Raw genomic sequence first — 25,434 nt, forward strand, 5'->3', positions numbered from 1 at the left:
CTTAGCGTTTGCTACTTTGCCTCTTCGGGAACTGCAACAGGATTGCTTGACCATGCAGTAACCACAGCTTTTACCAGCGTAGCAAGTGGTATGGCGAAAAACACCCCCCAAAAACCCCAAAGGCCACCAAAGACTAAAACAGCAACAATAATATAAAGTGGGTGAAGACTTACCGCTTCAGAGAATAATAGCGGAACCAATAAATTACCATCTAATGCCTGAATAATGCCGTAGGCAATCATTAGGTACCAAAACTCTGGCGATATTCCCCACTGAAACATTGCAACAACAGCAACAGGTATTGTGACCACTGCAGCACCGATATATGGAATGAGTACAGAAAAACCTACTAAAACGCCAAGCAAAATGGCATAACGCAAATCCATAAGAACAAAAGTCACACAACTCGCTACACCCACTATAATAATCTCAATCACTTTCCCTCGTATATAATTAGCGATTTGAGAATTCATTTCGTGTCCCACTTGGGTAATTAAACGGCGTTCTTTTGGCAATAAACGAGAAATGCTATCTAGAAAGAAAAGCTTGTCTTTCAACATGAAAAATACCATCAAGGGCACCAGCACCATATAAACTAGCAGTGCGGCTAAATTGGCGATATTACTGAACGAAGCGGAAATCAGGGTCTCTCCTACTTCTACCAGCTTTTCATTTAACCCTTCCATCATCTGATGGATTTGATAAACCTGTACGTAATCTGGGTATTTATCAGGTAGCGTTAAGATCCATTCTTGGGCCTTTTGCCAAATTAACGGCGTTTCTTGAATAAGATTCACGCTCTGCTTTGAGATAATTGGAACCAATCCAATCAGGGTTAAAATAGTGATAGTGATAAATCCGAGCATAACCACGCCGCATGCCAGAGTTCGGCTAACGCCAGCACTCACCAAACGACTTACCGGCCAGTCAAGCAAATAAGCTATAACCGCTGCAACCAGTACAGGCATAATTAGCTCGCCCCACAACAGCAATACTGTTGTGGTTAAAAGAATCAAAATGAGCAGCATTGCCGCGTCAGGGTCGGAAAATTTGCGTCGGTACCATCGACCAAAAACGCTAATCATAGAAATGCCTAGAAATAACCAAGAATAGGACACGCATCATAGTTGATAGCACTAGCAATTAGCAATAAGTAGTAGTTAAGAATCTTTCAAAATCAAACTGGTATGATGTTTTTACAGTATAGCTATTACTGTGTAGAGTAATAGTATCGACAAATGTTAAATAAAGCGCGCTAGCTTGTCGTAATATGTGGTAAGCGGATGGCTAGGACACTCATTAGCTGAAAATTCTGCTAAGCAGTTATTTAACACGAGTATTCAACACTAGTTTGGAAAATCTTGTCCACTCAAAAAGTGGTTAAAAGAAAAAATAAAATTTGAAACTGTTTAGCAACTTAGTGCTCTAAGTGTTATGCAGTATTAACCATATACAATTATTGTAGGTTCATGAGAAAACATTTTTCAGCGTCTTTAGTCGCCCTTTCTTTCGTGCTCACATTGAGCTTAACGGCCGTTGCACAAGATGCCAATTACAACAATAAAAATACGCTGCCCGAAATAGGCGTGGTTGCCTCAGATGCCATATCACTTGATAAAGAGATGATCGTAGGCGATGCCGTAATGCGCCAAATGCGCGGACAAAGTCCCATTATTTCAGACCCTGTATTAGATGAGTATTTGCAAGATATTGGCAATCGTTTAGTGGTGCATGCCGACAACGCAAAATTTCCCTTTGAGTTTTTCTGGGTTAACAACGATGCCATAAATGCATTCGCGTTTTTCGGCGGTCATATCGGTGTTCATTCAGGGTTAATGCGTAGGGCTAAAAATGAAAGCGAATTGGCTTCGGTGCTGGCGCACGAAATCTCTCACGTTACCCAGCGACACATTGCGCGACGTATGCAGGCACAAAAGCGCTCGTCGCCTTTAGCATTGGCTTCGCTGATTGGTGGTGTTCTTATCGCCATGGCTAACCCAGAAGCTGGGATCGCTGCCATGCAAGCAGGCTCAGCGGCATCGGCCCAGTTACAAATTGATTACACGCGAACAAATGAACAAGAGGCAGACCGAATTGGTATTGCTATGCTGGCAAGAGCTGGTTATGACCCAACTGCTGCAGCCTCTTTCTTCTCTACTATGGCAGAAGAGTATCGTATGGTTTCTAAGCCGCCTGCGCGTCTTCTAACCCACCCCTTAACCGAAACCCGTATAGCAGACGCGAGAAGCCGAGCTGCTGATTACCCCAAACGCTTCCTACCGATTAACAAACAATTTGAATTAGCGAAAGCAAGAATAAAAGCACGCTATTCGTTTAAGGCTGATTACGCTGTCGAGTATTTTGAAGCAGCGGTAGAACAAGATGTTCAGCGGAGTAAAGAAGCATCCCTATACGGTTTAGCACTTGCCTACATGCGAAACGAAAAAGTTGATAAAGCAAAAAAAGTGATGGATAAGCTTATTGCCGGCGATAGCGATAACCTTTTCTATCTTGATGCTATGACAGATATTTACATCTCTTTGGGACAACCTTTAAAAGCCATAGAAATGCTAACGCCTCATGTTAAGCACAATCCGAGAAATCAGGTTCTAGCGCTAAATCAGGCGAATGCCTACATCAGTGCACAGAAGTATGACGACGCTATTTCGTTACTTAAAGATTTTCTACTGGTTAGGAAGGATTATCAAATAGCCCACCAATTGATGAGTGAAGCGTATCAAAAAGCTAAGCAGTTTTCGCAAATGCATCAAAGCAAAGCTGAAGTCTATGCCCTTTATGGCGCCTACAATCGCGCAGTGGATGAGCTTCAGTACGCATACAATTTTGCTGGTGACAATCACCTTGCGAAACAGCGGATTAGGGCGCGCATAAAGCAGTTTCGCGAGCAAGAGGAACGCTTAGAAAGGCTGTAATGCGGAAGCGTGAAGCACTGACATAAGCCTCAAATTTGGGTTTCATTAGTCAGTGTTGCCAGTACCTTTTAACTCTCTGAGGCGTTGATGTAAACTTGATGCCGTCACTTCCCCCATCATCGTATCTTTTACATTGCCATCTGGGCCCACGATAAAAGTAGCAGGTAAATATGGGGGCTTGGACATAGGAAGTTTGGTATCAGAAGTGCTAACAATCACTGGCAGCGCAATACCGTACTTTTTTGTCATCTCTATCAGCTCAGCCTTTGTTTTGGGGTCGTAGTTCACTGCAAATAGTTGGGTATCATCAGGCAAGGATTGATTAAATGACGCTAATTCAGGCATCTCTCGAAGACATGGCGCACACCAAGGCGCGAAGTAGTTCACAACAATCCATTGCCCCTCAAGTTCACTCCAACTATACGTTTTACCTTTCAAGGTTTCAAAATCACTCTGAAGACTTTTAAAGGTAAATACCCCAGCTAGGGCAGCGGTAGTAAAAAGGATAATAAGAAGAAGCGCTTTAGCTTTACCCACATTGCGCTTTAATGGTGAGAACGACATGCAACCCTCTAATTACTTTTTATTTTGAACATAGTGCCAGATTCTATTCCCCTTCTCTAATAGTATTTCAAGCGTCACTATTACGCGTTTAACAGATTGTTGCGGCGTATAATATATTGCTCACTTTAGTAACAACTAGGTGTAAACTGCTTGATATTAGGAAGCAAAAACGCAATAGTTCGCGCAAAAGTTATAACCTTAAGAAGGGCTCGTATGTCAGACATAACAATTATTCACAATCCACGCTGCTCCAAAAGCAGACAAACGCTTGCACTACTTGAAGAAAAAGGCGAAGCGCCAGTTGTTGTTGAATATTTAAAACACCCCCTAGATGCACAAGCGCTTAAAGCAATATTTAAAAAACTTAACCTTGAATCGGTTAGGGATATGATGCGTACAAAAGAGACAGAGTACAAAGACGCTAATTTAGGGGACGATGCATTGTCTGATGAAGCACTTTTTGATGCCATGGCTCAGACGCCTAAGCTAATCGAACGCCCGATTGTTATCAAAGGCGAGAAAGCACGTATCGGTCGACCGCCTGAATCGGTATTGGACATTTTGTAGTGCAACCCGTTCTTGTACTTTATTACAGCCGCCATGGCAGCACCAAACGTTTAGCTGATGCTATTGCGCAGGGAATATCATCACAAAATGTGCCGGTTATAGTACGCACAGTTAAAAGTATTAACGAATCGAGCAGCACTTCTGAAGATGTCTCAATTGATGCTTCTAATACAGTCCCTGAGGTTACACTTCAAGAGCTTGAGCAATGTAGCGCACTGGCCCTTGGTAGCCCTACTCGCTTTGGCAATATGGCCGCGCCTGTTAAACACTTTTTAGACTCAACTAGCAGTCAATGGCTAAAGGGAGCATTGATCGATAAACCTGCCTGCGTATTTACATCATCTTCATCGATGCATGGTGGGCAAGAGTCAACGTTACTTTCAATGATGGTGCCACTTATTCATCACGGGATGATAATTTGCGGATTACCGTACAGTGAGCCTGAATTGCACAACACTACAATGGGCGGAAGCCCCTACGGCGTCACACACGTAGCACACCACAGTTTGAGTGCGCCAGAACAGCTAAGCGAAGAAGAGAAAGCGCTGTGCATTGCGCAAGGTAAGCGCTTGGCTACGTTTGCGAAAAAGCTAGAAAACGGCGATTGAATCGCGGCACAACAGGCGCGATTTGACTTAATTTAAGATAAACATTAAAACCTGATTTTTTCGGAGAATAAACATGGGACCAGATACGCGTTTTTTTCGCTATCTAGCATTAATAAGCCATACTGGGTTGATAGTATGGATTACCCTTTGGCAATTTACATTTACTAAAGCGCATACATACTCCCCCTTATTTATTGCCTTATTTTATATTTTACCTTTATTGTTACCCTATTGGGGTGTTTTAAAAGGCAAGCCTTATACTCACGCTTGGGCAAACTTTGTTGTTTTATTCTACCTAATTCACGGCTGTACTGTCGCATATGCAGTACCTGATGAACGCTGGTATGCGATAGTAGAAATAATCTTGTGCACCGGAATGTTTGTTGGCTGTAGTGCATTCGCCCGAAAACGTGGTCGCGAATTAGGGTTAGGTCTTAAAAAGCTAAAAGAAGAAATGCAGGAAGAAAAAGCGCGTTTCGAACAAAGCAAGCAATAGCTTATAGTCTTCAACCCTACCGGTAAGTTAAAAAATGCCAGCGTGTAAAATACAAAGCAAAGCGCATTAGAAAATAATTATTAAGGGGTTGAGATGGCACGCCGTTTAACTGAGTTCCTATCAATATTTATTTCTGTAATATTACTTGCAGCGTGCGGAGGTTCAGGGTCAAACGACAGTTCAGCGCCTGCTTCGCCCGCCCCAACGCCAACAATCAGGATTTCAGGTTCTACCACTGCGGTTGTTGGCGATGCCGTTGACTTCGTTGTTACCGCCCCAAATGGCATGATAGTCACCGATATAAACTGGCAAGTTTCAGGCATGGAAACGCAGCCGCTCAATGCCCATACCCAAGCTATTGGTTTTGATGCTACTTCTTCTGGCAGTTTCGATATTTCTGTGAATGTGAGTCTGGAAAACGGCGCAACACTGTCTGATACTTTAACACTGCAAGTCAACGAAAACACGGCACCATTGGCTGCGTTACGGTTAGGTCATGAAGCCTCAGAGGGTGGAAGAGTTTCTCTGCGCGTCGACACGGTTAATGCGCAAGGCTTAAATATTGCTGGTATAGAGTGGCGCCAGCGCTCAGGTGCCACGGTCAATAGCTTCAATTACGATGAGGGCGATTACTCCCATTCTATCTACTTTCAAGCCCCCAGTGTCAATAGCGACGCTGTCATAGAAATTGAAAGTATCGTTACGCTTTCAAACGGCGACGTAGTCACTGACGTGGCCCAAGTGTTGGTCAAAAACATTGACGTTAATCGTAATGGCTATTTCGTTGATAATGAAACGAGCACTCCAGAAACCGTCAGTGCGCATATGCAGCCCTATCGTGTGAATAGCCCTTATGCTTCTGCGCTGAACGATTGCGTATACAACAACCAGGTATCAAGCAGCTGTAGCTTCTCCAAACTACCTTTGATTGGTCAAATGACAGAAAATCCGACTATTGACGATATTTTAGATAGAGCATATGTGTCACACCCTTGGATGGGTGATGCATTTAAAGCATTCTTAGAGACATCGGCCACTCGTGACGACATGTTACAACTGCTGCGGGCAACAAATGCTATTGTTATATCCTACGACATTCGCCCTTCTTTTTATTGGGTTGCCACAGGTGCTATATATTTAGACGCCAACAATTTCTGGCGTACGCCGCAAGAGCGGGATACGTTGAACACTCGGCCTGACTACAGAAGCGGCTTTGGTAGTGATTTGGATTTCACAACGTCGTGGAGGTATGTAAAAGATGGCGCCTACTATTTTCCTATTATCAGCACTTCAAATGTCGCAGAGCGACAATCACGAAGCACGCTAGATATTGAAGCCGCGCTGAGCTATTTGCTATATCACGAACTGGCTCACGCCAACGATTTTTTTGATCATACAGAATGGCAGCAGCTAAGTGGCAACGCGAGTCCTCTTTCTTCTTATGACGATACTTCACCTATTTCGACCGGGCTAACATCTTCTTTACCCTTAAGATCTTCGCAGCTACATGCACTTGCAGAAGTGATGTATGGCGGAACAACGGCATCGAGTGCGCAGCGAAATTACACAGCGTTGCAGGTTGCTAATTGGTTTGAAGAAGACGCTGCGGTAACCTTCTACGCTTACTTTACAGAGCGAGAAGACCTTGCCACCTTGTTTGAACGATTCATGATGCTTTATCGCCTTGAGGCGGAGGCTGATGTTGGTGTATTCACACGTGAGACACTGGAAGATGGTACATTTATACCCACCTGGGCACAGCGAAATCGCGTGAGTGATGATAACGTTACTCTGCGCGTAGATTATGTAGTGAGTAGGATCTTACCTGAACTCAATGTGCCTTTTATTCAAGCTTCGTTACCTGCACCCTACCTTCTTCCTAATGATGTGACATGGCGTGAGTCTGCATCTAGTGCCAATCCGAATGAGCAATCGGATGTTAATGATGTGCTTATACAAAGCAATAAGGAGCAAACAATAACTTCTAGTCACAATTCGATGACATTGGCTGAAGAGTTTGCTGCTACCTCTAGGCATAGCAGCAAGAAAGCAAAGCATTAGTTGATGTATGGTTTAAGTTGAGATTCGAATCATCAGTAATGTAACTTAACTATTACTATTTATCGCTTACACGTGAGTGTGGCTTGCAAATGCGCGCATTTAATAATTCAGGTCAAGCGCCCGCTTTAACTAATTTAGGTTAAGCTCACGCTTTAACTAATCTAGGTTAAGCTCTCGCTTAACCATGCCCACCGACAAGCGTTTCTGTTCTTGGAGTGAGCGTGTGTCTAAACGGGCTAGTAAAGACATGAGACTTTTTAAATCGCGTTTACTGTGGTGTAAAAGAAACTGTAATGCTTGGTTTGAAAGCTTTAGGCCCCGTTCTTCGGCACGCAGCCGTACAGCCTCTTCACGGCCACTATCATCCAGCTGATTCACGTGATAGATAACGCCCCATGCCAAACGGGAACGCAAGTCGGGTAGTGCGAATGCCGGGTTTGACGGGCCTAGATGGCTGGTACAAATAACCATGGCTTGCTTGGCTTCCATAACGCGATTGAATAAATCAAATAGCGCTTCTTCCCAGCGCTTATCACCTGCTATAGCGTGTATATTATCTAATGCGATAAGCGATAGATTTTCCAGCCCCTCGAAGATATCTAATGACCACGCTTTAAAGTCATTAAGATTTAAATACAAGTGATTAACCGACCTGCCTGCCAACTGGTGGCATGTAGCAAACAGTAAATGACTTTTACCAACGGCACTGCTGCCTAATAAGGTGAGTAAAGGAAGTTGCAGCGACGCTAACGCGCTCAACTTCGAGGCGTCTCGCCAAAGTGGCTGCGCTTGTGAGATCTGCTCGAGCACTGAAACCACTTCTTCATTACCTGTGGAAACGAAACTATCAAAGTTTTCATCGACAGGTAACGTAACAGGCAAAGGCAGCTGCATGCTAGTTTAATTACTCCAATAAAAGCTGTTGCCGTTAACGGTTTGTCCGTAGGCGTCGGTTACAGGGCGTAACTTATTTTCTAGTTTAACGCTATTAAGTAAATCATCAACGGTACCCACTAAAGTTAACGAGTAGGTTGCCACTGTGCCTGACTGTTCAATAAGTGTCGCACTCTCAATAACGCTTAAACTGTTTAAGTAGTCTGTGGCGCTGGCATAGCTTGAAATTGAGCCAATGTTAGCGATTGAGACCTCGATCACCTCGCGCTCAGACTCCTCAATCCCCACAACCGCATAAAGCGATGACAAGTAATTTGAGTATGCGTCAATCAGTTGATTACCCAAGGCTTCCGGTGAATCACCATAAATGCTGCCGTAACTTACTTTACCACCGCCGATGAATACCCAATCCAGCGCGAAGTTACCTTCATCTGCTCGCTTCGCGTAATTGGTAAATTCGTCCATGGTAAATGGCATTGTCATAGTTTCTACTTGTCCCACAGGCTGAGCTTGACCAGTATTTCCTTCAAGCTGAGTACCTGAGACTTCATCATAACTTTCCTCATTACCAATCACGGAGAGGCGTTCTTCGTTCGCTGAATCGTTGATTTGTTCATCGGGCAACGAATCTGCATCGCGGTGATCGTAAACACCCTGCTGATCATTTTGACGACTAATCTGCGCCTCACCATTAAGCACATTATCCAATGACTCAACTGTACCAGACGGTATCACGTTTGCAGGCAACTCAGGAATGGCACTCGGGTCATTGCGATAAACTCTGGCACCGATAATGTTGTCGACACTATAACGCTTGGAAGCTTTTCTTAGCGGCTCTACAAATCGTCCCCACACGTCATAGGTAGAAATATTGACGTTATCGGTTAAATCCATCAACGGTAAGCTGAGAGGTAACCCACGCTCTTTGGCTGTTTGCTTCAAGGCATTCTGTAGCCCCGTATCAAGTGACTCATCAAGGATAGTATGAGTCTCGCTTTCGTCTTCAAGAGCCAGCCACACTATGGTCTCGGGACGTCTATCACCCCATAACGGAAGCAGTTCTCGCTGCAAAATTTCATTGAGTTTCGCTTGGTCGAATTCAGCAATGTAATAGGTTCTGTTGTTATCAAACGCAAAGCGGTATGAACGAAGTAACGACTGTGGCGACGTCAATGCCGCTCTCACACCCGCATTGTCGAGTACACTCGTGCTGCCCGACATTTTGATGAATACTTGCTTTAGCGCTTTTTTGAGCGCTGTTTGTTGAGTACGCTGTGTTTGATCTTCAACTTCAATTTGCGCTTCATTAACAACAACGCGCTGAGCGGCGTGCGTGACTGCACTGTAGTTAAGTATTGCAATAAGGGAGACACTCAGTATTCGTTTCAAACTTATTCTCTGCTTGTTTGTCTTATCGGTGTTACGCATTACTGCCGTCAACATTGACACTCCATACTCTCTAAAATTCAATTCCTTACCCACCCAATTATGAGCCATACACATTTCAAATAAAGCTTGAAAGCTGCCCAACGTTCAGGTTATTTACTCCGAATATCAGAGCAAACCAAATTATTAAGCAAGATGTTCACCAAAAGGTAGCGCTCTATTGTCTTTTATATTCGGTTTAATTTCATCCTTAAAATAAAAAAGATCAAAAAGGGCATAAAATAGCCGTCACAAATTGGACTTGTGCCGACTTGCTGGTAGAATCCGCGGTTTTCTACCTCTTAGTTTCAGGGCCCAACCGTGAGCGAAAATAAAACCTCTTTAAGTTACAAAGATGCAGGCGTAGATATCGATGCAGGCAATCAACTTGTTGAACGCATCAAATCAGTTACCAAGAAAACCCACAGACCAGAAGTAAAAGGTAATTTGGGTGGTTTTGGTGCACTTTGCGAACTACCTACAAAATACAAAAAGCCGCTACTTGTTTCAGGTACTGACGGCGTAGGTACTAAACTAAGAGTGGCAATGGATGCGAATCGTCACGACGGTGTAGGCATTGACCTTGTAGCAATGTGTGTAAACGACCTAATAGTGCAAGGTGCTGAACCACTATTTTTCCTAGACTATTACGCAACAGGTAAGCTTGATGTTGACGTTGCGGCGTCAGTTGTTACTGGCATTGGTGCTGGGTGTGAACAGGCGGGATGTGCACTTATTGGCGGTGAAACCGCTGAAATGCCCGGTATGTATCACGATGGCGATTATGACATTGCGGGCTTCTGCGTTGGTGTAGTTGAGGCTGATAACGTTATTGACGGCACGAAGGTTAAACCTGGCCAGAAGCTCATTGCTTTAGGTTCGTCAGGCCCCCACTCAAACGGTTATTCATTAGTAAGAAAAATTATCGAAGTAAGCGGCGCTGATGTAAATGCTGACCTAAATGGTAAGCCAATCATTGACCAGCTGCTTGAGCCTACTCGCATTTACGTTAAGTCGGTATTGGCGTTGCTTGAAGAGGTTGAAGTTAGCGCAATTTCACACATTACAGGTGGCGGCTTCTGGGAAAACATCCCTCGCGTACTTCCTGAAGATGCGAAAGTGGTAATTGATGAAAGTTCGTGGGAATGGCCTGCTATCTTCTCTTGGCTACAAGAAAACGGTAACGTAACGCGCCATGAAATGTACCGCACCTTCAACTGTGGTGTTGGCTTAGTTATTGTTGTTGATGAAAGCGATACCGATGTAGCGCTAAACATCCTTAAGCAACATGGTGAAAATGCGTGGGTTATTGGTGACATCGCTGCAAAAGACGGCGAAGAGCAAGTAGAGATCAACGCGTGAGTAGTAGTGTAACTAAAATATGCGTACTTATTTCTGGTAATGGCAGCAATTTGCAGGCCATTATTGATGAAATAAAAGGCGGCCGTCTTAACGCTAAAATCAGCGGCGTAATTAGCAATCGTCCTAACGCTTATGGTCTTGAGCGCGCAAAAGAAGCAGGGATCGAAGCCGTGTGCCTTGACCACACTAATTTTGATACTCGCGAGTCTTATGACGAAGCACTTAAAGCACAAATTGATGCTTTTGGCGCTGACTGTGTTGTGCTAGCTGGCTTTATGCGCATCTTAACTCCAGAGTTTGTCGATAGCTTTGCTGGAAAATTAGTGAACATTCATCCATCTTTGTTGCCGAAGTACAAAGGTTTGAATACGCATCAGCGAGCCATCGATAATGGAGATAAAGAGCACGGTGTAAGTGTGCACTTTGTTACACCAGAACTTGATGGTGGCCCAGTTATCATTCAAAGTCGTGTGCCTGTATTTGATGAAGACACAGCTAGCGACTTGGCTGAGCGTGTTCAGGAACAAGAACGCCGCATCTATCCGCTAGTACTGTCATGGTTTAGTGCTGGTCGATTGACGATGCGAAACAATAAGGCAGTTTTAGATGAGCAAGAACTACCAGAATCTGGTTATGCGAGCGATTAAGCCTTTTGCTGTTGGTGCACTGTTTGCGATATCCCTCTCCGGGAACGCGCAAACAATGTCCAGTGCAGAGAAAGCTGAGCTACCGCTTCAGCCCTACAAGGCTACTTATACGGCTTATAAGTGGGGAGATGATGTAGGAGAAGCGAATATTGAGCTTTCAAAGTTAGGCGACAAGCAATATTCCTTAATCTACACATCGAAGGTCTCAAAGTTTTTCTTGTCAGACAAGCGAAGCGAGCACTCAATCTTCGCGGTAAACGAGGAGACGGTTGTACCCTCTGAGTATTACTACAACCGCTCGGGAACTGGGCCGGATAAAGCGCTTAAGGTAACGTTTAGCCAGCAAGGTCAAGGTAAGATTGAAGTCGAAAATGGCGAAACCTTTGATTGGAACGGTGAGTTTGATAATCAAATTTATCGCATCGATTTAGCTAAGCAGCTAGCCGAAGGTAAAACGTCGCTAGACTATAACTTTGTTAACTATCGAGGTCAGCTACGTCACTATGGCGTTCAAGTGTTAGATGAAGAAGTATTGTCATTGCCTTTTGGAAAAGTTGAAGCAATTAAAGTAAAGCTTATTCGCGACTCTAAGAAACGTGAAACCTTTGCATGGTTCGCACCTTCGCTTAACTATACGCTAGTCAGACTTCAGCAGTTTAAAGAAGGTGATGAGCAAGGCGATATTAAGCTTAAGTCGTTTGAGATGCTGTAAAATATGCCAAGAAGACCCAATATTTTTTATAAAACTTATCTAAATATTGATAAAGCACGCTCTGTTTAAAATTTAGGCGTGCTTTTTTACAAGCAACTTTCAATGAAATTTAGCTTTAGTGCATTCCCATCACAGCAATCTACCTAGATAATTGATATTTACAGTCGCACTTCATATTTTTAATCACCCTATATAAGTAACGTCTATACTTAACACTAGTGAAGCCCACTACCCTATTATTTAAATCGTTGTTAATAGAATATTCATGTAAAAATCTTGATCTTTGCCCTATTAAATAATAGGTTTACAGCATGCTGGTCAGACCTCGATCATTGACGTTTTTCTATCGAAGCGTTTTGCAGGTCGGAGCGTATGGCAAGCGTAACGATTAACGCCTTTCAGGAGTGAAGTATGGCAGATTTTATATGGTTTTTACTGGTCGTTCTGACGCTAGCTATTGCTAGCTATCAGCGTACCAGCTTGGTAACGGCTGTTGCCATGGGCGCAGGTGTTATGATTTTAGGCACCCTTTTCGGTGATATCGGCCTGCTAGGCTGGGTAGTGTTCCTTGCTTTAACACTGCCGTTCACACTTGCTAATATCAGACAACAGCACATCTCTAAAAAGTTGCTAGCCTTCTATCGCAAGGTTATGCCGGAAATGTCGAGCACAGAACAAGAAGCTATTGATGCGGGTACCGTTTGGTGGGACGGCGATATCTTTAGCGGTAAGCCAGACTGGGACAAGCTTCATCGCATTCCTAAAGGCCGCTTAACCGCAGAAGAGCAAGCGTTCCTAGATGGCCCTTGTGACAAAGTTTGCTCTATGGTCGATGAATGGCAAATAAACCACAAAGATGCAGACCTACCTCCTGAAATCTGGCAGTTCTTAAAAGAACACAAATTCTTCGCCATGATCATCAAGAAAGAATACGGTGGTCTTGAATTTTCAGCCTACGCGCAATCACGTGTTCTGCAAAAGCTAGCCGGTGTAAGCGCGGTGCTATCAAGCACAGTTGGTGTACCAAATTCACTAGGCCCGGGTGAACTACTGCAGCACTATGGGACTAAAGAGCAGCAAGATCACTATTTACCTCGCCTTGCAGAGGGTGAAGAAATCCCTTGTTTCGCGTTAACTGGTCCTGAAGCAGGCTCTGATGCTGGTGCAATTCCAGATGTAGGTGTGGTATGTAAAGGCGAATGGAACGGTGAAGAGGTATTGGGTATGCGCCTTACTTTTAACAAGCGCTATATCACTCTTGCACCTGTGGCTACAGTAATCGGCCTTGCTTTTAAACTGCAAGATCCTGAAGGTCTTCTTGGCGATAACAAAGAGCCGGGTATTACCTGTGCGCTTATCCCTCGCGACACTAAAGGTCTAGAAATTGGCCGTCGTCATTTCCCTCTTAATACGCCATTCCAAAATGGCCCTATCAAGGGTGAAGAAATCTTTGTACCTATCGATTACATTATCGGTGGTCCAGCGATGGCGGGTCGCGGATGGCGCATGCTTGTAGAATGTTTATCAGTAGGACGTTGTATTACCCTGCCTTCTTCTGCTGCTGGTGGCGCAAAATCTGTTTCACTTGCAACCGGTGCATATGCACGTATTCGTCGTCAGTTCCGTATGCCGGTAGGTCATATGGAAGGCGTTGAAGAAATGCTTGCGCGTATTGGTGGTAATGCTTACTTAATGGATGGCGTAACGCGCTTTTCAACAGTGGGTGTTGACCTAGGCGAGAAACCTTCTGTTATCTCGGCAATCTGTAAGTACCATTTAACTGAGAAAATGCGTCAAGTCATCAACGACTCGATGGATGTTCACGGTGGTAAAGGCGTAATGCTTGGGCCAAACAACTACTTGGGCCGCGGCTATCAAGGCGTACCTGTATCAATTACGGTTGAAGGTGCAAATATCCTTACTCGTAACATGATGATATTTGGTCAAGGCGCAATGCGTTGTCACCCATACGTGCTTAAGGAAATTGAAGCTGCATCTATTGAAGACAAGAAAGAGGCCCTTCAAGCGTTTGATAAGGCAGTATTCGGTCATATCGGCTTTGCGGTAGCTAACACGGTTCGCAGTATTTGGTTCTCATTAACCAATGGTGCGTTTAGCAGTGCGCCATTTACTGATGAAACAGCGCGTTACTATAAACTGCTTCAAGGCTATAGCGCTAACCTAGCACTTCTTACTGATGTATCTATGGGCGTACTTGGCGGTGACCTTAAGCGTCGCGAGCGCTTGTCTGCGCGTTTAGGTGACATTTTAAGTGGCCTTTACATGGGTAGCACTACTTTGAAACGCTTTGACGAAGAAGGTCGTTTGAAAGAAGATCTTCCGCTTCTTCATTGGGCGATGCAAACCACATTGCACGACATTGAAACTGCAATTGATGACTTCTTAGCGAACTTCCCTAACCGCGCAATTGCGGCAGCACTTCGCGTTATGGTTATTCCATTTGGTCGTCGTATTGGTAAGCCTTCTGATAAAACAGAGCATGCTATTGCGCAAATGCTTCAAACGCCTTCTACTGCACGTAGCCGTTTAGGCTATGGCCAGTACCTCACCCGTGAGGAAGGAAGCTTATTTGGCGACCTTGAGCAGACTCTTGATGATGTATTAGCAAGTGAACCTATCTTCGAGCGCATTTGTAAGCACAAGAAAGCCAAGCTACCGTTCACGCGATTGGATGTATTGGCTGACGAAGCACTCGCTGAAGAAGTTATTAACGAAGAAGAAGCGAACTTGCTACGCAAGACGGAAGCAGGACGACTTCGCACCATCAACGTTGATGATTTCGATCACGAAGAGTTAGTAGCGAAAGTTAATTCAACTTCAACTGCTAAGAAACGAGGTGGTAAAGCTGCTTAATTCAAACCCCAGAGCAAAAGGCCGCGAAAGCGGCCTTTTTTGTCAAAATCTTATTATAGCTACACTGATTACTCTAACTGCACAAAGTAATAGCTTTGCCAACCCTGTAACCTGCGGTAATACGGAGCAAGCCAAAGCCTTATCTTTACTCATTGCTAACGATAAAGGGCAAAAGCGAAAACTCTTGCGGTGTAACCCAGCCCTTGTTGAATTAGCTGAAATTAAAGCAAAAGACATGGCCGAAAGAGGCTTGGTTTCGCACTTTTCGGGCGCAAGCCCAAATACTCGCATCCGAAATGCAGGGCTCACTCTACCTGAATACTATGGCGATGCTATGAGTAACCAAGTTGAGGCGCTAGCTGGAGGATATATTACCGCTGACAGTGTTTGGCATGCCTTAAAAACATCAACGACTCATCGGCAGCATTTATTAGGCGAGCTTCCTTTTTATGAAGAACAAGACCAGATTGGCATCGCCTTTTATAAAGACTATTCAACACCCCATGTTGAATACTGGGCGGTCTATCTTACTAAGTTAGCTGATGCTTTGACTTCATCACAGGGCAGTACCTCGGGGGAGACGCTGTTGTTGAAACGCAAAAAGAAATTTGAGCATGTACCTGATAAAGGTTTGGGCATCGTAACCGAGGGCGGTGAGATTATTTTAAAGACAAAAAAACCGGATGAATAATCCGGCTTTTTTATACATGATGCATTTAGCTAAGCTGAAGCTTATCCATCAGCAACACAGCCTGTGTACGTGTATTAATTTCAAGCTTACGCAATATAGCACTGATGTGCGCTTTGATTGTTGCTTCAGTAACGTTCATTTCATGAGCAATTTGCTTATTCATCAAGCCAGCTCTTAAATAAGAAAGCACCTGAATTTGTTTTGGCGTTAGTTCACGGAAGCGCTGAAGTAGTACTTTCAATTCATCATCAACTTTCTCAAGCTCTTCTTCCATGCCTTGCGGAAGCCATTTTTTGCCAGCAATGATGTCTACGATAGCTTGAGCCATTTCTCGCGTTTGCGATACTTTAGGAATGAAGCCCTGTGCACCTAAGCTCATTACTTGCGCTACCACCTCAACCGTATCACTACCTGAAACTACACCGATAGGGATATTTGGATACTGTTCGCGTAGCGTGATAAGGCCGTTGAAATACTCACCGCCAGGCATGTTGAGGTCAAGAAGAACAAGCTCCACGCCTTCAAATTCGTTAAGCTTTGCCAATGCGTCGTCCAAGCTTCCAGCTTGAATTATCTGTGCATTATCAAAGTAAGGTTCCAACGCGCCGCTCAATGCTTCGCGAAACAATGGGTGATCGTCTGCAACTAGAATTCTCGTCATTAGCGTTACTGCTTCCTTTTTGTATTATCTGTATAGATTAATACTTTAGAATAGTAACTAAAAGACCTAATACCGAAATTACGTGTAAAAAACTAACAAATTTAGTGTTTTCCATTGGCATTTACGTATCAGACGGTAAAATTGCGCCCCAAATTGGCTAATAGAAGATTCACAGTGAAGAAACACGACAATATTTATGCAAAGGCACTCAATAAAGTAGATGACTTTAAATTTGATGAGTCTGTCGTTGATGTGTTTCCTGATATGATTCAGCGTTCAGTCCCTGGGTACGAAACCATTGTTCACACCATAGGCGAATTGGCTAAAACTGCAGTCACTTCAAATTCAGTAGTTTATGACCTTGGCTGTAGTTTAGGTGCTGCGAGTCTATCTGTAGCTAGGGCGCTGCCTAGCGAAACATGTAAAATTATAGGTGTGGATGCATCTGAAGCCATGGTTGAACGCTGTAAGCGTGTTGTTCAAACGTTTTCACTTCCAAATCCTATTTCCATACAGCATGGCTTTGCACAAGATATTGAGATAAGTAACGCGTCTATGGTTGTAATGAACTTTACTTTACAGTTTATTCCACCCGCTGACCGCGAAGCACTATTAAAACGCATTTACGATGGGTTAAACCCAGGCGGTATTTTAGTATTGTCAGAAAAAATTCGTCACCCTACCCTCAACGGAAACGAATTGCTTGTAGACTTACACCACCAATTTAAACGCGACAATGGGTACAGCGAGCTAGAAGTAAGTCAAAAACGTGCAGCGCTAGAGAAGGTCATGTTAACCGACACCTTCAATGAACATGAAACGCGCCTGAAAAAAGTAGGGTTTACAGATGTAGTGATGTGGTACAAGTGCTATAACTTTACGTCCATGGTCGCCATTAAAAGTTAGGCACTAGCGTCTTTCAAACTTCGTGTTATTTCGATTTCAATACATATAAAGAAGACTATGAGTAAACTAGAACAGACTTGGTTTAACGATTGCTACAAATCCTTGATAGACAGCCCTCTTTCTCATTGGCTGCAAACCCTTCCAGCCCAAATGGACGACTGGCAGCGAAATGCTAAGCACGGCGAATTTGATAAATGGTGTCGCATGCTTGGAAAACTTCCTTCGACCTCTCCAAGCCATGTTGATCTTTCATCGAGCGTTTCGATAGGCACAAAAGACGATGTTAACGAATATACGCAAAAGCAAATAGAAGGTTTACTGAAACAATTTATGCCATGGCGTAAAGGGCCTTTTCACTTGCATGGCATTCACATAGATACAGAATGGCGTTCAGACTGGAAATGGGACCGTGTAGCGCCTCACATTACCTCTTTAAAAGGCCGTAACGTTTTAGACGTAGGTTGTGGTAGTGGCTATCACATGTGGCGTATGCTTGGTGAAGGGGCCGAGAAAGTAGTGGGTATAGATCCTACTCAATTGTTTCTTATTCAGTTTCACGCTATTAAGCAATTTATCAGAAATTCCACTACGCTTTATTCCAACTCGCCCTGCGACAACATTCACTTTTTGCCATTAGGCATTGAAGAGATGCAGCCATTGAAAGCCTTTGACACTGTATTTTCGATGGGTGTGCTTTATCACCGCAAAGATCCTATGGCCTTTCTACAGCAGCTTAAAGATCAGCTAAGAAAAGGTGGGGAGTTAGTACTTGAGACACTTGTCGTTGATGGTGACGAAAACACTGTGCTAATGGCCGGTGAGCGTTATGCTCAAATGCGAAACGTTTGGTTTTTGCCGAGTACCGCCGCACTCTCTGTATGGCTAGGTCGCCTAGGATTTGAAAATATTCGCGTGGTAGATGTTAACCACACTACCCTAGACGAACAACGTGCAACGTCATGGATGGAATCGCAATCTTTGAAAGATTTTCTCGATCCAGAAGATATTACTCGCACCATTGAAGGCTACCCTGCACCACAACGGGCCGTAATCGTAGCGAACAAGAAGTAACTCTTAGGGGAAACCCGCCAGTTCACCGATTGGCACAAATGTTGTTATCTTAATCAAGAAGAACGTGCGAATTCTGCATTGATTAAGGTGACAACATGGATATACATAGCTTTTTAACGACGCACCAATTGCCAAGTAGCTATGCAGAAACTGCACAAAAATGGTTCAAGCCATTATGTAAGCAGCTGCTAAAGCACCAAGAGGGTGCAAAAAAACCTTTTATCGTTGGTATAAACGGTAGTCAGGGCTCAGGTAAATCTACTCTGACCAGTTTTATCGAATCTTTCCTCTCGTCAGTACATAATAAACAAGTTGTTTCACTCTCTATTGATGACTTTTACTACGACCAATCTCAGCGAAACGCGCTAGCAATTAAAGTGCATCCGCTACTCGCAACACGCGGTGTACCGGGTACACATGACGTAACTTTAGCTTTAAATACGCTTCGTAGTTTAGCCAAGGGAACGCGAACATCTCTACCTCGTTTTAACAAGGCAACGGATAACCCATTCCCGCAAGAGCAGTGGCCTGTCATAGAATCTTCACCTGATTTCATCATACTAGAAGGATGGTGTGTAGGTGCGCCTCCTCAGGCTTCTAGCGAATTAAAACGCCCCGTGAATCATCTTGAAGAAGTTGAAGATCCACTAAGCATTTGGCGTTCGTTCGTTAATACTGAATTAGCGGGTGATTACCAAACACTTTTCGACAAAATTGACTATCGCATCATGCTTAAAGCACCCAGTTTCGACTGCATATACCAATGGCGCTTAGAACAAGAGCATAAACTTGCCCAAAAAGCCTTAAAAGATAGTGACGGCATCATGTCTGATGAAGAAGTGGCAAACTTTGTGCAACACTATCAGCGTATTACTGAACACGCATTAGCGCATATGCCTGAAATGTGCGATACCGTATTCTATCTTGATGAAACAAGAACAATAACTAAACAGGACGTAAAACGATGACGAAAACGCTTGTTTTCACCGATATGGACGGCACGCTGTTAGACCACCATACCTACTCTTTCGAGGCGGCGAAACCGGCTTTAACGGCATTAGAAGCACAAGACATTCCCGTTATTCCCACTACCAGTAAAACCTTTGCTGAATTACAGCCATTACGTGAACGAATTGGCTTAGACGGGCCGTTCATTATCGAGAACGGCGCCGCTATCTTCATCCCTCACGGCTTTTTCAAACAAAAGCCTAGTGGCACGGTTTGGGTGGACGGTTATTGGTGTAAAGCGTTTATATCCAATAAAAATTACTGGATTAAATTATTAGAAAAAATCGGCAGCGAGTTTGAAGGTAAATATAAGCAATTCTCAAAAATGTCGATATCCGAAATTCAGGAATGTACAGGTCTTGATGAACGTTCAGCGTCTCTGGCGGCAAAGCGTCAGTTTGGCGAACCTGTATTATGGTTAGGCAGCGACGAAGAAAAGCAGCGATTTTTAAAGGTTGTAAAAGATCGCGGCGCTTTTCCATTAGAGGGTGGCCGTTTTATTCATATTTCAGGTAATTGCGATAAAGGCCAAGCGCTTAAGTGGCTGGCCAATGAATACCAAAAGCAACATACCACCAAAGTTAACACCATCGCTCTTGGCGATGGTAAAAACGACGTAGCAATGCTTGAAGCAGCGCACGTCCCAATTCGCATTTTATCACCGGTAAATCCTCCACCAGCTGTAAAAAAAGAAGAGGTCTATACCAGCACCCTAACCGGCCCTGAAGGCTGGAACGAAATGCTTACTCAATTATTATCCCTATGATCAGGAGGACACATGGCTGATTTTTATCAAAATGGTGTGGTTACTACGTTACATAACTTGGCTCGTCGTCCTACCGAAGAGTTAGAAACAGAGCTATTACAGTTTGCACAAAAGCGTCCTATGGCACTTATTCTTCCGTCGCTGTTTTCTGAACTAGAAGGTGATGCACTTCCGCATATTGTTAACGAACTCACTGGCGTTCCCTATCTATCAGAAATTGTTATTGGCTTAGACCGAGCCAATGAAGAACAGTACAAGCACGCGCTAAAATTCTTTGGAAAACTTCCTCAGCATCACAGAGTCCTTTGGAACGACGGGCCACGTCTTAAGGCCCTTGACGAAGAACTTCAAGCTCAAGGTTTAGCGCCTAAAGAATTAGGTAAAGGCCGAAACGTATGGTACTGCATGGGCTATGTGTTGGCGTCTAATCGCGCTGAATCTGTTGCACTACACGACTGTGATATTGTTACCTACAACAAAGACTTGTTAGCTAAGCTTATCTACCCTGTCGCCAACCCCATGTTCAACTATGAATTTTGTAAGGGGTACTATGCACGTGTAGCTAACGGCAAAATTAATGGTCGTGTTTCACGTCTTCTGGTCACCCCCCTACTTCGTGCACTGAAACGCATTATGGGTGATAACGAGTACCTGGAGTTTATGGACAGCTTCCGCTACCCACTTGCAGGTGAATTTTCGTTTAGAAGAGATGTATTAAACGATATTCGTATACCAAGCGACTGGGGCTTAGAGATTGGCGTGTTGTCGGAAATGCACCGCAACTATTCACACAATCGTCTGTGCCAAGCAGATATATGCGATATTTATGACCATAAACACCAAGACCTTTCGCTTAATAATGACCAAGGCGGCCTGTCTAAAATGTCTATCGACATTACAAAGGCAATTTTCAGAAAGCTCGCTACGCAAGGCTACACGTTTAGCAATGAAATGTTCCGTTCGATTAAAGCGACCTATTTCAGAATTGCGCTAGACTTTATAGAAACTTATCACAATGACGCGGTAATGAATGGACTGAACTTAGACATTCACAGTGAAGAGAAAGCGGTAGAAATGTTTGCCAGCAACATAATGAAAGCAGGGCAAAATTTCTTAGAAAACCCCATGGAAACACCGTTTATACCAAGCTGGAACCGTGTAACCAGTGCGGTGCCGGATATTTTAGAACGATTATTAGAAGCGGTTGAAGCCGATACTGCAGAATATATGGAGTAAGTAATATGGCATGGGACCAACTCCATGACAAAGTAAAACACCATTTAGAAAGCATTTATGCTGATGTAGCGCTAGACGTCTCTTATGAGACGCTAGCGACGGATTTAATGAATACAATAGGCATTCAGCAGCAAACGGACATTGCGTCACCTAAGTCACACCACAATTATTGGGATGAGGACGACATCATCATGATTACCTATGGTGATAGCGTTATTGACGACGGTGAGCGCCCGCTGGTTACATTAAACAAGTTTCTGCATCGCTATTGTAAGAATACGGTGAACAACGTGCATATCTTGCCATTTTTTCCGTACAGTTCAGACGATGGATTCTCGGTTATTGATTATTCCACCGTGAACGAATCTTTAGGCTCATGGGAGGATATTGAAGCCATAGCCGCTGATTACGGACTGATGACAGATTTAGTGATCAACCATTGCTCTGCAAGAAGCGTGTGGTTCGATAACTTTATTAAAGGCGAAGGGCCGGGATCTGACTTTTTCTTCACAGCCGACCCAAGCGATGACTTATCTATGGTGACGCGCCCTCGCGTGTCGCCATTACTTCGCGAAACAGAAACCGCGAACGGTACTAAACACGTTTGGTGTACCTTTAGTCATGACCAAGTTGACTTTGACTTTAGAAACCCGAAAGTACTGTTGGCCTTTATTGATATTATTAAGCTTTACATCGACAAAGGCGCAAAGATTTTCCGTTTGGATGCCGTTGCGTTTCTTTGGAAAATTGTAGGTACAAACTGTATCAACTTATTCCAAACCCACGAGGTTATTCGCTTAATAAGAACCCTTATTGAGCATGTAGACCCATCCATCATAATCATTACCGAGACCAATATTCCTAACAGGGAAAATTTGACGTATTTTGGTAATGCAAACGAAGCTCACGCTATTTACAACTTTTCACTTCCCCCGTTACTTGTTAACACCTTGGTGACTGGTGATTGCTCGTACTTGAAAAGTTGGATGATGAGTATGCCGCCGGCGCAAAACGGCACGGCTTATTTCAACTTTATTGCATCCCACGATGGTATTGGACTTCGCCCAGCAGAAGGCTTGCTTTCTGAAGAAGAAATATCTGACTTAGTGCATGCCATGCAGCATTTTGGTGGAAAAGTATCGTGGCGCGCATCTGATCACGGACAGCAAAAGCCTTATGAGATCAATATAACGCTATTCGACGCTCTGCAAGGCACTATAAAGGGCCCAGACAAATTTCAGGTTGACCGTTTTATCTGTGCCCATGCCATTATGTTAGGTATGGAGGGTATTCCAGGTATTTACATCCACAGTTTACTAGGCACATCTAACGATTATGAGAAGGTTGCTAATACCGGCCAAAATCGCTCAATAAATAGGAAACGTTGGGACTTCAGTGAACTAGAGGCTCAGTTAGACTCGCCTTTTTCTCAACATCATAAAGTACTAACGCGAATCTCGCAGCTGATACGCATACGTAAAGCACAGCCTGCATTCCACCCCAATGCTACGCAGTTTACTTTGCAGCTTGGTGACCAATTATTTGGCTACTGGCGCCAAAGCTTGGACAGAAAACAAAGTATTTTCTGTATTAGTAATATTTCAGATGAAGAACAAACTATTCTGCTGTCTGACATTAATCTTATTGGTACCGATAACTGGATTGACCTTATCACCCGTGATGAAATAGCACTATCCAGCGGTTTCTTACAAATGAAGCCTTATCAAGTACTTTGGATCAGCAACCAAGATTTTGAGTAAACAGTTTACGAGATTTAGGTGGCTATAAAATCTACCGCGGTACGGATACTGCGGTGTTATGATTATCACATTCGTTAGTTAATCAAAATTGTAATGCAAGAAATTAATACCTTTTTTTTCGACTTAGACGGAACGTTGGTCGACTCTGTGCCTGATTTGGCTACTGCCCTTAATAAGATGCTAAGTGATTATCAACTGCCAACTTATGGCGAGCACGTTATACGACACTGGGTGGGAAATGGTGCCCGGGTTTTAGTGGAACGCGGGTTAAGTGGAGATACGAAAATAAACCACAACCGTAAGCAATTAGAGGTTGATACTGCGTTAGATAAATTTCTTTTCTATTATCGAACGTTAGAAACTAAAAGCACTGTGCTTTACGATGGTGTTTTTGACACGCTACATGCGTTAAAACAGCGTGGTTATACGCTAGTATTGATAACTAACAAGCCTTCAGAGTTTATTGAGCCTATCTTGTCTTCATTCTCGTTGTCGTCTCTGTTTTCACTTACTATTGGCGGCGACAGTTTAGCGGAGAAAAAGCCGTCTGCCCTGCCCCTCTCGTACGCCTGCGAACAGTTTAAGGTTTCACCTTCACAGTGTGTAATGGTAGGCGATTCCAAAAATGATATTCTTGCTGCAAAGGCCGCCAACATAAAAAGTATTGGCCTTACCTATGGCTACAATTACGGCGAAAGTATTGCGACCTATCAACCTGACTGGGTGTTCGACAGCTTTAGTGAAATCCTGACACTGCGTTATTGATAAAATTCTATAGATGTCACTTGGGTAGAATCCGTGACTGCGCTTTACACGCATTGCTAGCTACTTTCTTTTATTTCACGCTTTAACCTTTGGTATAAGGATGTTTTTTCTGTAATATCCGCCTGTTAAATAATTAATTGGAGTTGTTGGTATGTCATCTAAATGGCTTTCACTCGAAGAAGCCCTTACTAAAGCGCTTAACGCTGCAGAAACGATAAGCGACATTGAACATGTGAGTATTTTTGACGCCAACAACCGCATCTTAGCAGAAGATGTTATCGCTCATATCAATGTTCCACCGTGGGACAACTCTGCGATGGACGGCTACGCCGTTAACGTTGAAGACCTTTCTGATAACGCTGAGCTTGAAGTGCAAGGTGTTATTACCGCAGGTATGAGCGCTGACGAGCCGCTTGAAAATGGCAAAGCGTTTAAAATAATGACTGGCGCGCCCATTCCGGATAATGCCAATGCCGTCGTGATGGTAGAAAATACTGAAACCCGCGACAAGGCTGTAGTCATAAACAAACTTCCTTCTGCCAAAGAGAATATTCGCAAGAAAGCCAATGACATTGCCTGTGGCGATACGCTAATTAGTAAAGGCACCCGCCTTCACGCCGAGCATCTTATGTTGCTTTCCTCTCAAGGAAAAAGCACCGTAGCCGTTTACCGAAAGCTTCGCGTTGGTGTGGTAGCAACCGGCTCTGAACTTGCCGCCCCTGGTGACGCCCTTAAACCAACTCAAATTTTCGAGTCGAACCGCGTTGGCGTAAGCAGTATATTACGCAATGAAAACGTAGAACTTGTAGATTTCGGTATTGTGGAAGATGACGAAGCTTCTTTGCGTACGCTATTTATTGAAGCCAGCGAGCGTGTAGACGTGATGATAAGTAGCGGTGGTGTTTCAGTGGGTGACGCAGACTACGTAAAAGATATCATCGCTGAACTAGGCACTATCGATTTTTGGAAAGTCGCGGTTAAACCGGGCAAACCTTTCGCTTTAGGCAAAATTAATAACACCTTGTTTTGTGGTTTACCGGGCAACCCCGTATCTTCATTTGTCACCGCCAAGTTACTGGTTGTGCCCGTTATCAAGAAAATGCAAGGCCAAGCACAAAGCCACGAGCCGTTTTTTGTGAACGCGACTATTACCACACCGCTTAAGCGCCGTGCGGGTCGACGAGATTTCCAACGTGCAACTATGGTGAGAAACAACCAAGGAGAATGGGAAGTCACGCCGTTTAAATCACAAAGTTCTGGCGTGATGACGTCAATCACCTCTGCCAACTGCCTTATGGTAGTGCATGAAGATATAAGTGAGTTAAACATTGGCGACACTGTTCCCGTTATGCCGCTTCATTTTTAAAATGGCTGTAGTTTAAACGCTTTACGTTAGATCACTTTTTTCGCGATTCGGTTTGACGGCT

The 25,434-nt window shown here is 43.9% G+C and carries 23 protein-coding genes; 18 read left to right on the forward strand and 5 right to left on the reverse strand.

Annotation, left to right across the window (positions count from 1 at the left end; genetic code table 11):
- Positions 1–11: 11 nt before the first annotated feature.
- Entirely contained in the window at positions 12–1,085 is a 1,074-nt protein-coding gene (locus ACXAER_RS01285; protein ID WP_474825848.1) for an AI-2E family transporter, read from the reverse strand.
- A 384-nt stretch (positions 1,086–1,469) separates the two neighbouring features.
- Between ACXAER_RS01285 and bepA the strand changes: the two genes are divergently transcribed.
- Positions 1,470–2,933 carry a beta-barrel assembly-enhancing protease gene (gene bepA, locus ACXAER_RS01290; RefSeq protein ID WP_474825850.1) on the forward strand — a complete coding sequence of 488 codons (1,464 nt, stop codon included), beginning with the start codon at positions 1,470–1,472 and terminating at the stop codon, positions 2,931–2,933.
- Between the two features lie 45 nt (positions 2,934–2,978).
- Here bepA and ACXAER_RS01295 read toward each other — a convergent pair whose 3' ends face one another.
- Positions 2,979–3,497, reverse strand: coding sequence for a TlpA family protein disulfide reductase (locus ACXAER_RS01295; RefSeq protein WP_474825852.1), 519 nt, complete (start codon positions 3,495–3,497; stop codon positions 2,979–2,981).
- A gap of 213 nt (positions 3,498–3,710) precedes the next feature.
- Here ACXAER_RS01295 and arsC point away from each other — a divergent pair, with 213 nt between their 5' ends.
- The 4 genes from arsC to ACXAER_RS01315 all read left to right on the forward strand — a co-directional run bounded on the left by arsC (position 3,711) and on the right by ACXAER_RS01315 (position 7,229).
- Positions 3,711–4,064 (forward strand): arsenate reductase (glutaredoxin), encoded by a 354-nt coding sequence (gene arsC / locus ACXAER_RS01300; protein WP_474825854.1) that lies wholly within the window; start codon positions 3,711–3,713, stop codon positions 4,062–4,064.
- Positions 4,064–4,672: an NAD(P)H:quinone oxidoreductase gene (gene wrbA / locus ACXAER_RS01305; RefSeq protein WP_474825857.1), complete on the forward strand. Its 609-nt coding sequence runs from the start codon at positions 4,064–4,066 to the stop codon at positions 4,670–4,672. The genes arsC and wrbA overlap by 1 nt, the downstream gene beginning before the upstream one ends.
- Before the next feature lie 73 nt (positions 4,673–4,745).
- On the forward strand, positions 4,746–5,168 hold the full coding sequence (locus ACXAER_RS01310; protein WP_474825859.1) for a DUF2069 domain-containing protein: 423 nt from the start codon (positions 4,746–4,748) through the stop codon (positions 5,166–5,168).
- Positions 5,169–5,261: 93 nt separating this feature from the next.
- Positions 5,262–7,229, forward strand: a complete 1,968-nt coding sequence (locus ACXAER_RS01315; RefSeq protein WP_474825861.1) for a hypothetical protein — start codon at positions 5,262–5,264, stop codon at positions 7,227–7,229.
- A gap of 156 nt (positions 7,230–7,385) precedes the next feature.
- Here the strand turns inward: ACXAER_RS01315 and hda are convergent, their stop codons facing one another.
- On the reverse strand, positions 7,386–8,123 hold the full coding sequence (gene hda, locus ACXAER_RS01320) for a DnaA regulatory inactivator Hda (RefSeq protein ID WP_474825863.1): 738 nt from the start codon (positions 8,121–8,123) through the stop codon (positions 7,386–7,388).
- A 6-nt stretch (positions 8,124–8,129) separates the two neighbouring features.
- Entirely contained in the window at positions 8,130–9,566 is a 1,437-nt protein-coding gene (locus ACXAER_RS01325) for a DUF2066 domain-containing protein (RefSeq protein ID WP_474825865.1), read from the reverse strand.
- 303 nt (positions 9,567–9,869) lie between these two features.
- Here ACXAER_RS01325 and purM point away from each other — a divergent pair, with 303 nt between their 5' ends.
- From purM to ACXAER_RS01350, 5 genes are all read left to right on the forward strand, one after another.
- On the forward strand, positions 9,870–10,910 hold the full coding sequence (gene purM / locus ACXAER_RS01330) for a phosphoribosylformylglycinamidine cyclo-ligase (protein ID WP_474825867.1): 1,041 nt from the start codon (positions 9,870–9,872) through the stop codon (positions 10,908–10,910).
- On the forward strand, positions 10,907–11,557 hold the full coding sequence (gene purN / locus ACXAER_RS01335) for a phosphoribosylglycinamide formyltransferase (RefSeq protein WP_474825869.1): 651 nt from the start codon (positions 10,907–10,909) through the stop codon (positions 11,555–11,557). The genes purM and purN overlap by 4 nt, the downstream gene beginning before the upstream one ends.
- Positions 11,517–12,269: a DUF3108 domain-containing protein gene (locus tag ACXAER_RS01340; RefSeq protein ID WP_474825871.1), complete on the forward strand. Its 753-nt coding sequence runs from the start codon at positions 11,517–11,519 to the stop codon at positions 12,267–12,269. The genes purN and ACXAER_RS01340 overlap by 41 nt, the downstream gene beginning before the upstream one ends.
- A 411-nt stretch (positions 12,270–12,680) precedes the next feature.
- Positions 12,681–15,143 (forward strand): acyl-CoA dehydrogenase FadE, encoded by a 2,463-nt coding sequence (fadE, locus tag ACXAER_RS01345; protein WP_474825874.1) that lies wholly within the window; start codon positions 12,681–12,683, stop codon positions 15,141–15,143.
- Positions 15,127–15,834: a CAP domain-containing protein gene (locus ACXAER_RS01350; protein WP_474825876.1), complete on the forward strand. Its 708-nt coding sequence runs from the start codon at positions 15,127–15,129 to the stop codon at positions 15,832–15,834. The genes fadE and ACXAER_RS01350 overlap by 17 nt, the downstream gene beginning before the upstream one ends.
- A gap of 25 nt (positions 15,835–15,859) precedes the next feature.
- On the opposite strand, the gene ACXAER_RS01355 is transcribed toward ACXAER_RS01350, so the two are convergent.
- Positions 15,860–16,495, reverse strand: a complete 636-nt coding sequence (locus tag ACXAER_RS01355; RefSeq protein ID WP_474825879.1) for a response regulator transcription factor — start codon at positions 16,493–16,495, stop codon at positions 15,860–15,862.
- Positions 16,496–16,669: 174 nt separating this feature from the next.
- Between ACXAER_RS01355 and cmoA the strand changes: the two genes are divergently transcribed.
- The 8 genes from cmoA (at position 16,670) to moeA (ending at position 25,373) form a co-directional block, all read left to right on the forward strand.
- Entirely contained in the window at positions 16,670–17,401 is a 732-nt protein-coding gene (gene cmoA, locus ACXAER_RS01360) for a carboxy-S-adenosyl-L-methionine synthase CmoA (RefSeq protein WP_474825881.1), read from the forward strand.
- A 57-nt stretch (positions 17,402–17,458) separates the two neighbouring features.
- Positions 17,459–18,472 carry a tRNA 5-methoxyuridine(34)/uridine 5-oxyacetic acid(34) synthase CmoB gene (gene cmoB, locus ACXAER_RS01365; RefSeq protein WP_474825883.1) on the forward strand — a complete coding sequence of 338 codons (1,014 nt, stop codon included), beginning with the start codon at positions 17,459–17,461 and terminating at the stop codon, positions 18,470–18,472.
- Positions 18,473–18,567: 95 nt separating this feature from the next.
- Positions 18,568–19,440 carry a kinase gene (locus ACXAER_RS01370; RefSeq protein ID WP_474825885.1) on the forward strand — a complete coding sequence of 291 codons (873 nt, stop codon included), beginning with the start codon at positions 18,568–18,570 and terminating at the stop codon, positions 19,438–19,440.
- Positions 19,437–20,246: an HAD-IIB family hydrolase gene (locus ACXAER_RS01375; RefSeq protein ID WP_474825887.1), complete on the forward strand. Its 810-nt coding sequence runs from the start codon at positions 19,437–19,439 to the stop codon at positions 20,244–20,246. The genes ACXAER_RS01370 and ACXAER_RS01375 overlap by 4 nt, the downstream gene beginning before the upstream one ends.
- Before the next feature lie 12 nt (positions 20,247–20,258).
- Entirely contained in the window at positions 20,259–21,482 is a 1,224-nt protein-coding gene (locus ACXAER_RS01380; protein ID WP_474806535.1) for a glycosyltransferase family protein, read from the forward strand.
- A gap of 5 nt (positions 21,483–21,487) precedes the next feature.
- Positions 21,488–23,242 carry a sugar phosphorylase gene (locus ACXAER_RS01385; protein ID WP_474825890.1) on the forward strand — a complete coding sequence of 585 codons (1,755 nt, stop codon included), beginning with the start codon at positions 21,488–21,490 and terminating at the stop codon, positions 23,240–23,242.
- Positions 23,243–23,335: 93 nt separating this feature from the next.
- Positions 23,336–24,007, forward strand: a complete 672-nt coding sequence (locus tag ACXAER_RS01390; protein WP_474825892.1) for a phosphoglycolate phosphatase — start codon at positions 23,336–23,338, stop codon at positions 24,005–24,007.
- Between the two features lie 151 nt (positions 24,008–24,158).
- Positions 24,159–25,373, forward strand: a complete 1,215-nt coding sequence (gene moeA / locus ACXAER_RS01395; protein ID WP_474825894.1) for a molybdopterin molybdotransferase MoeA — start codon at positions 24,159–24,161, stop codon at positions 25,371–25,373.
- Positions 25,374–25,434: the final 61 nt, after the last annotated feature.

The sequence above is a fragment of the Alteromonas sp. AWJ4_199 genome, assembly GCF_056159165.1.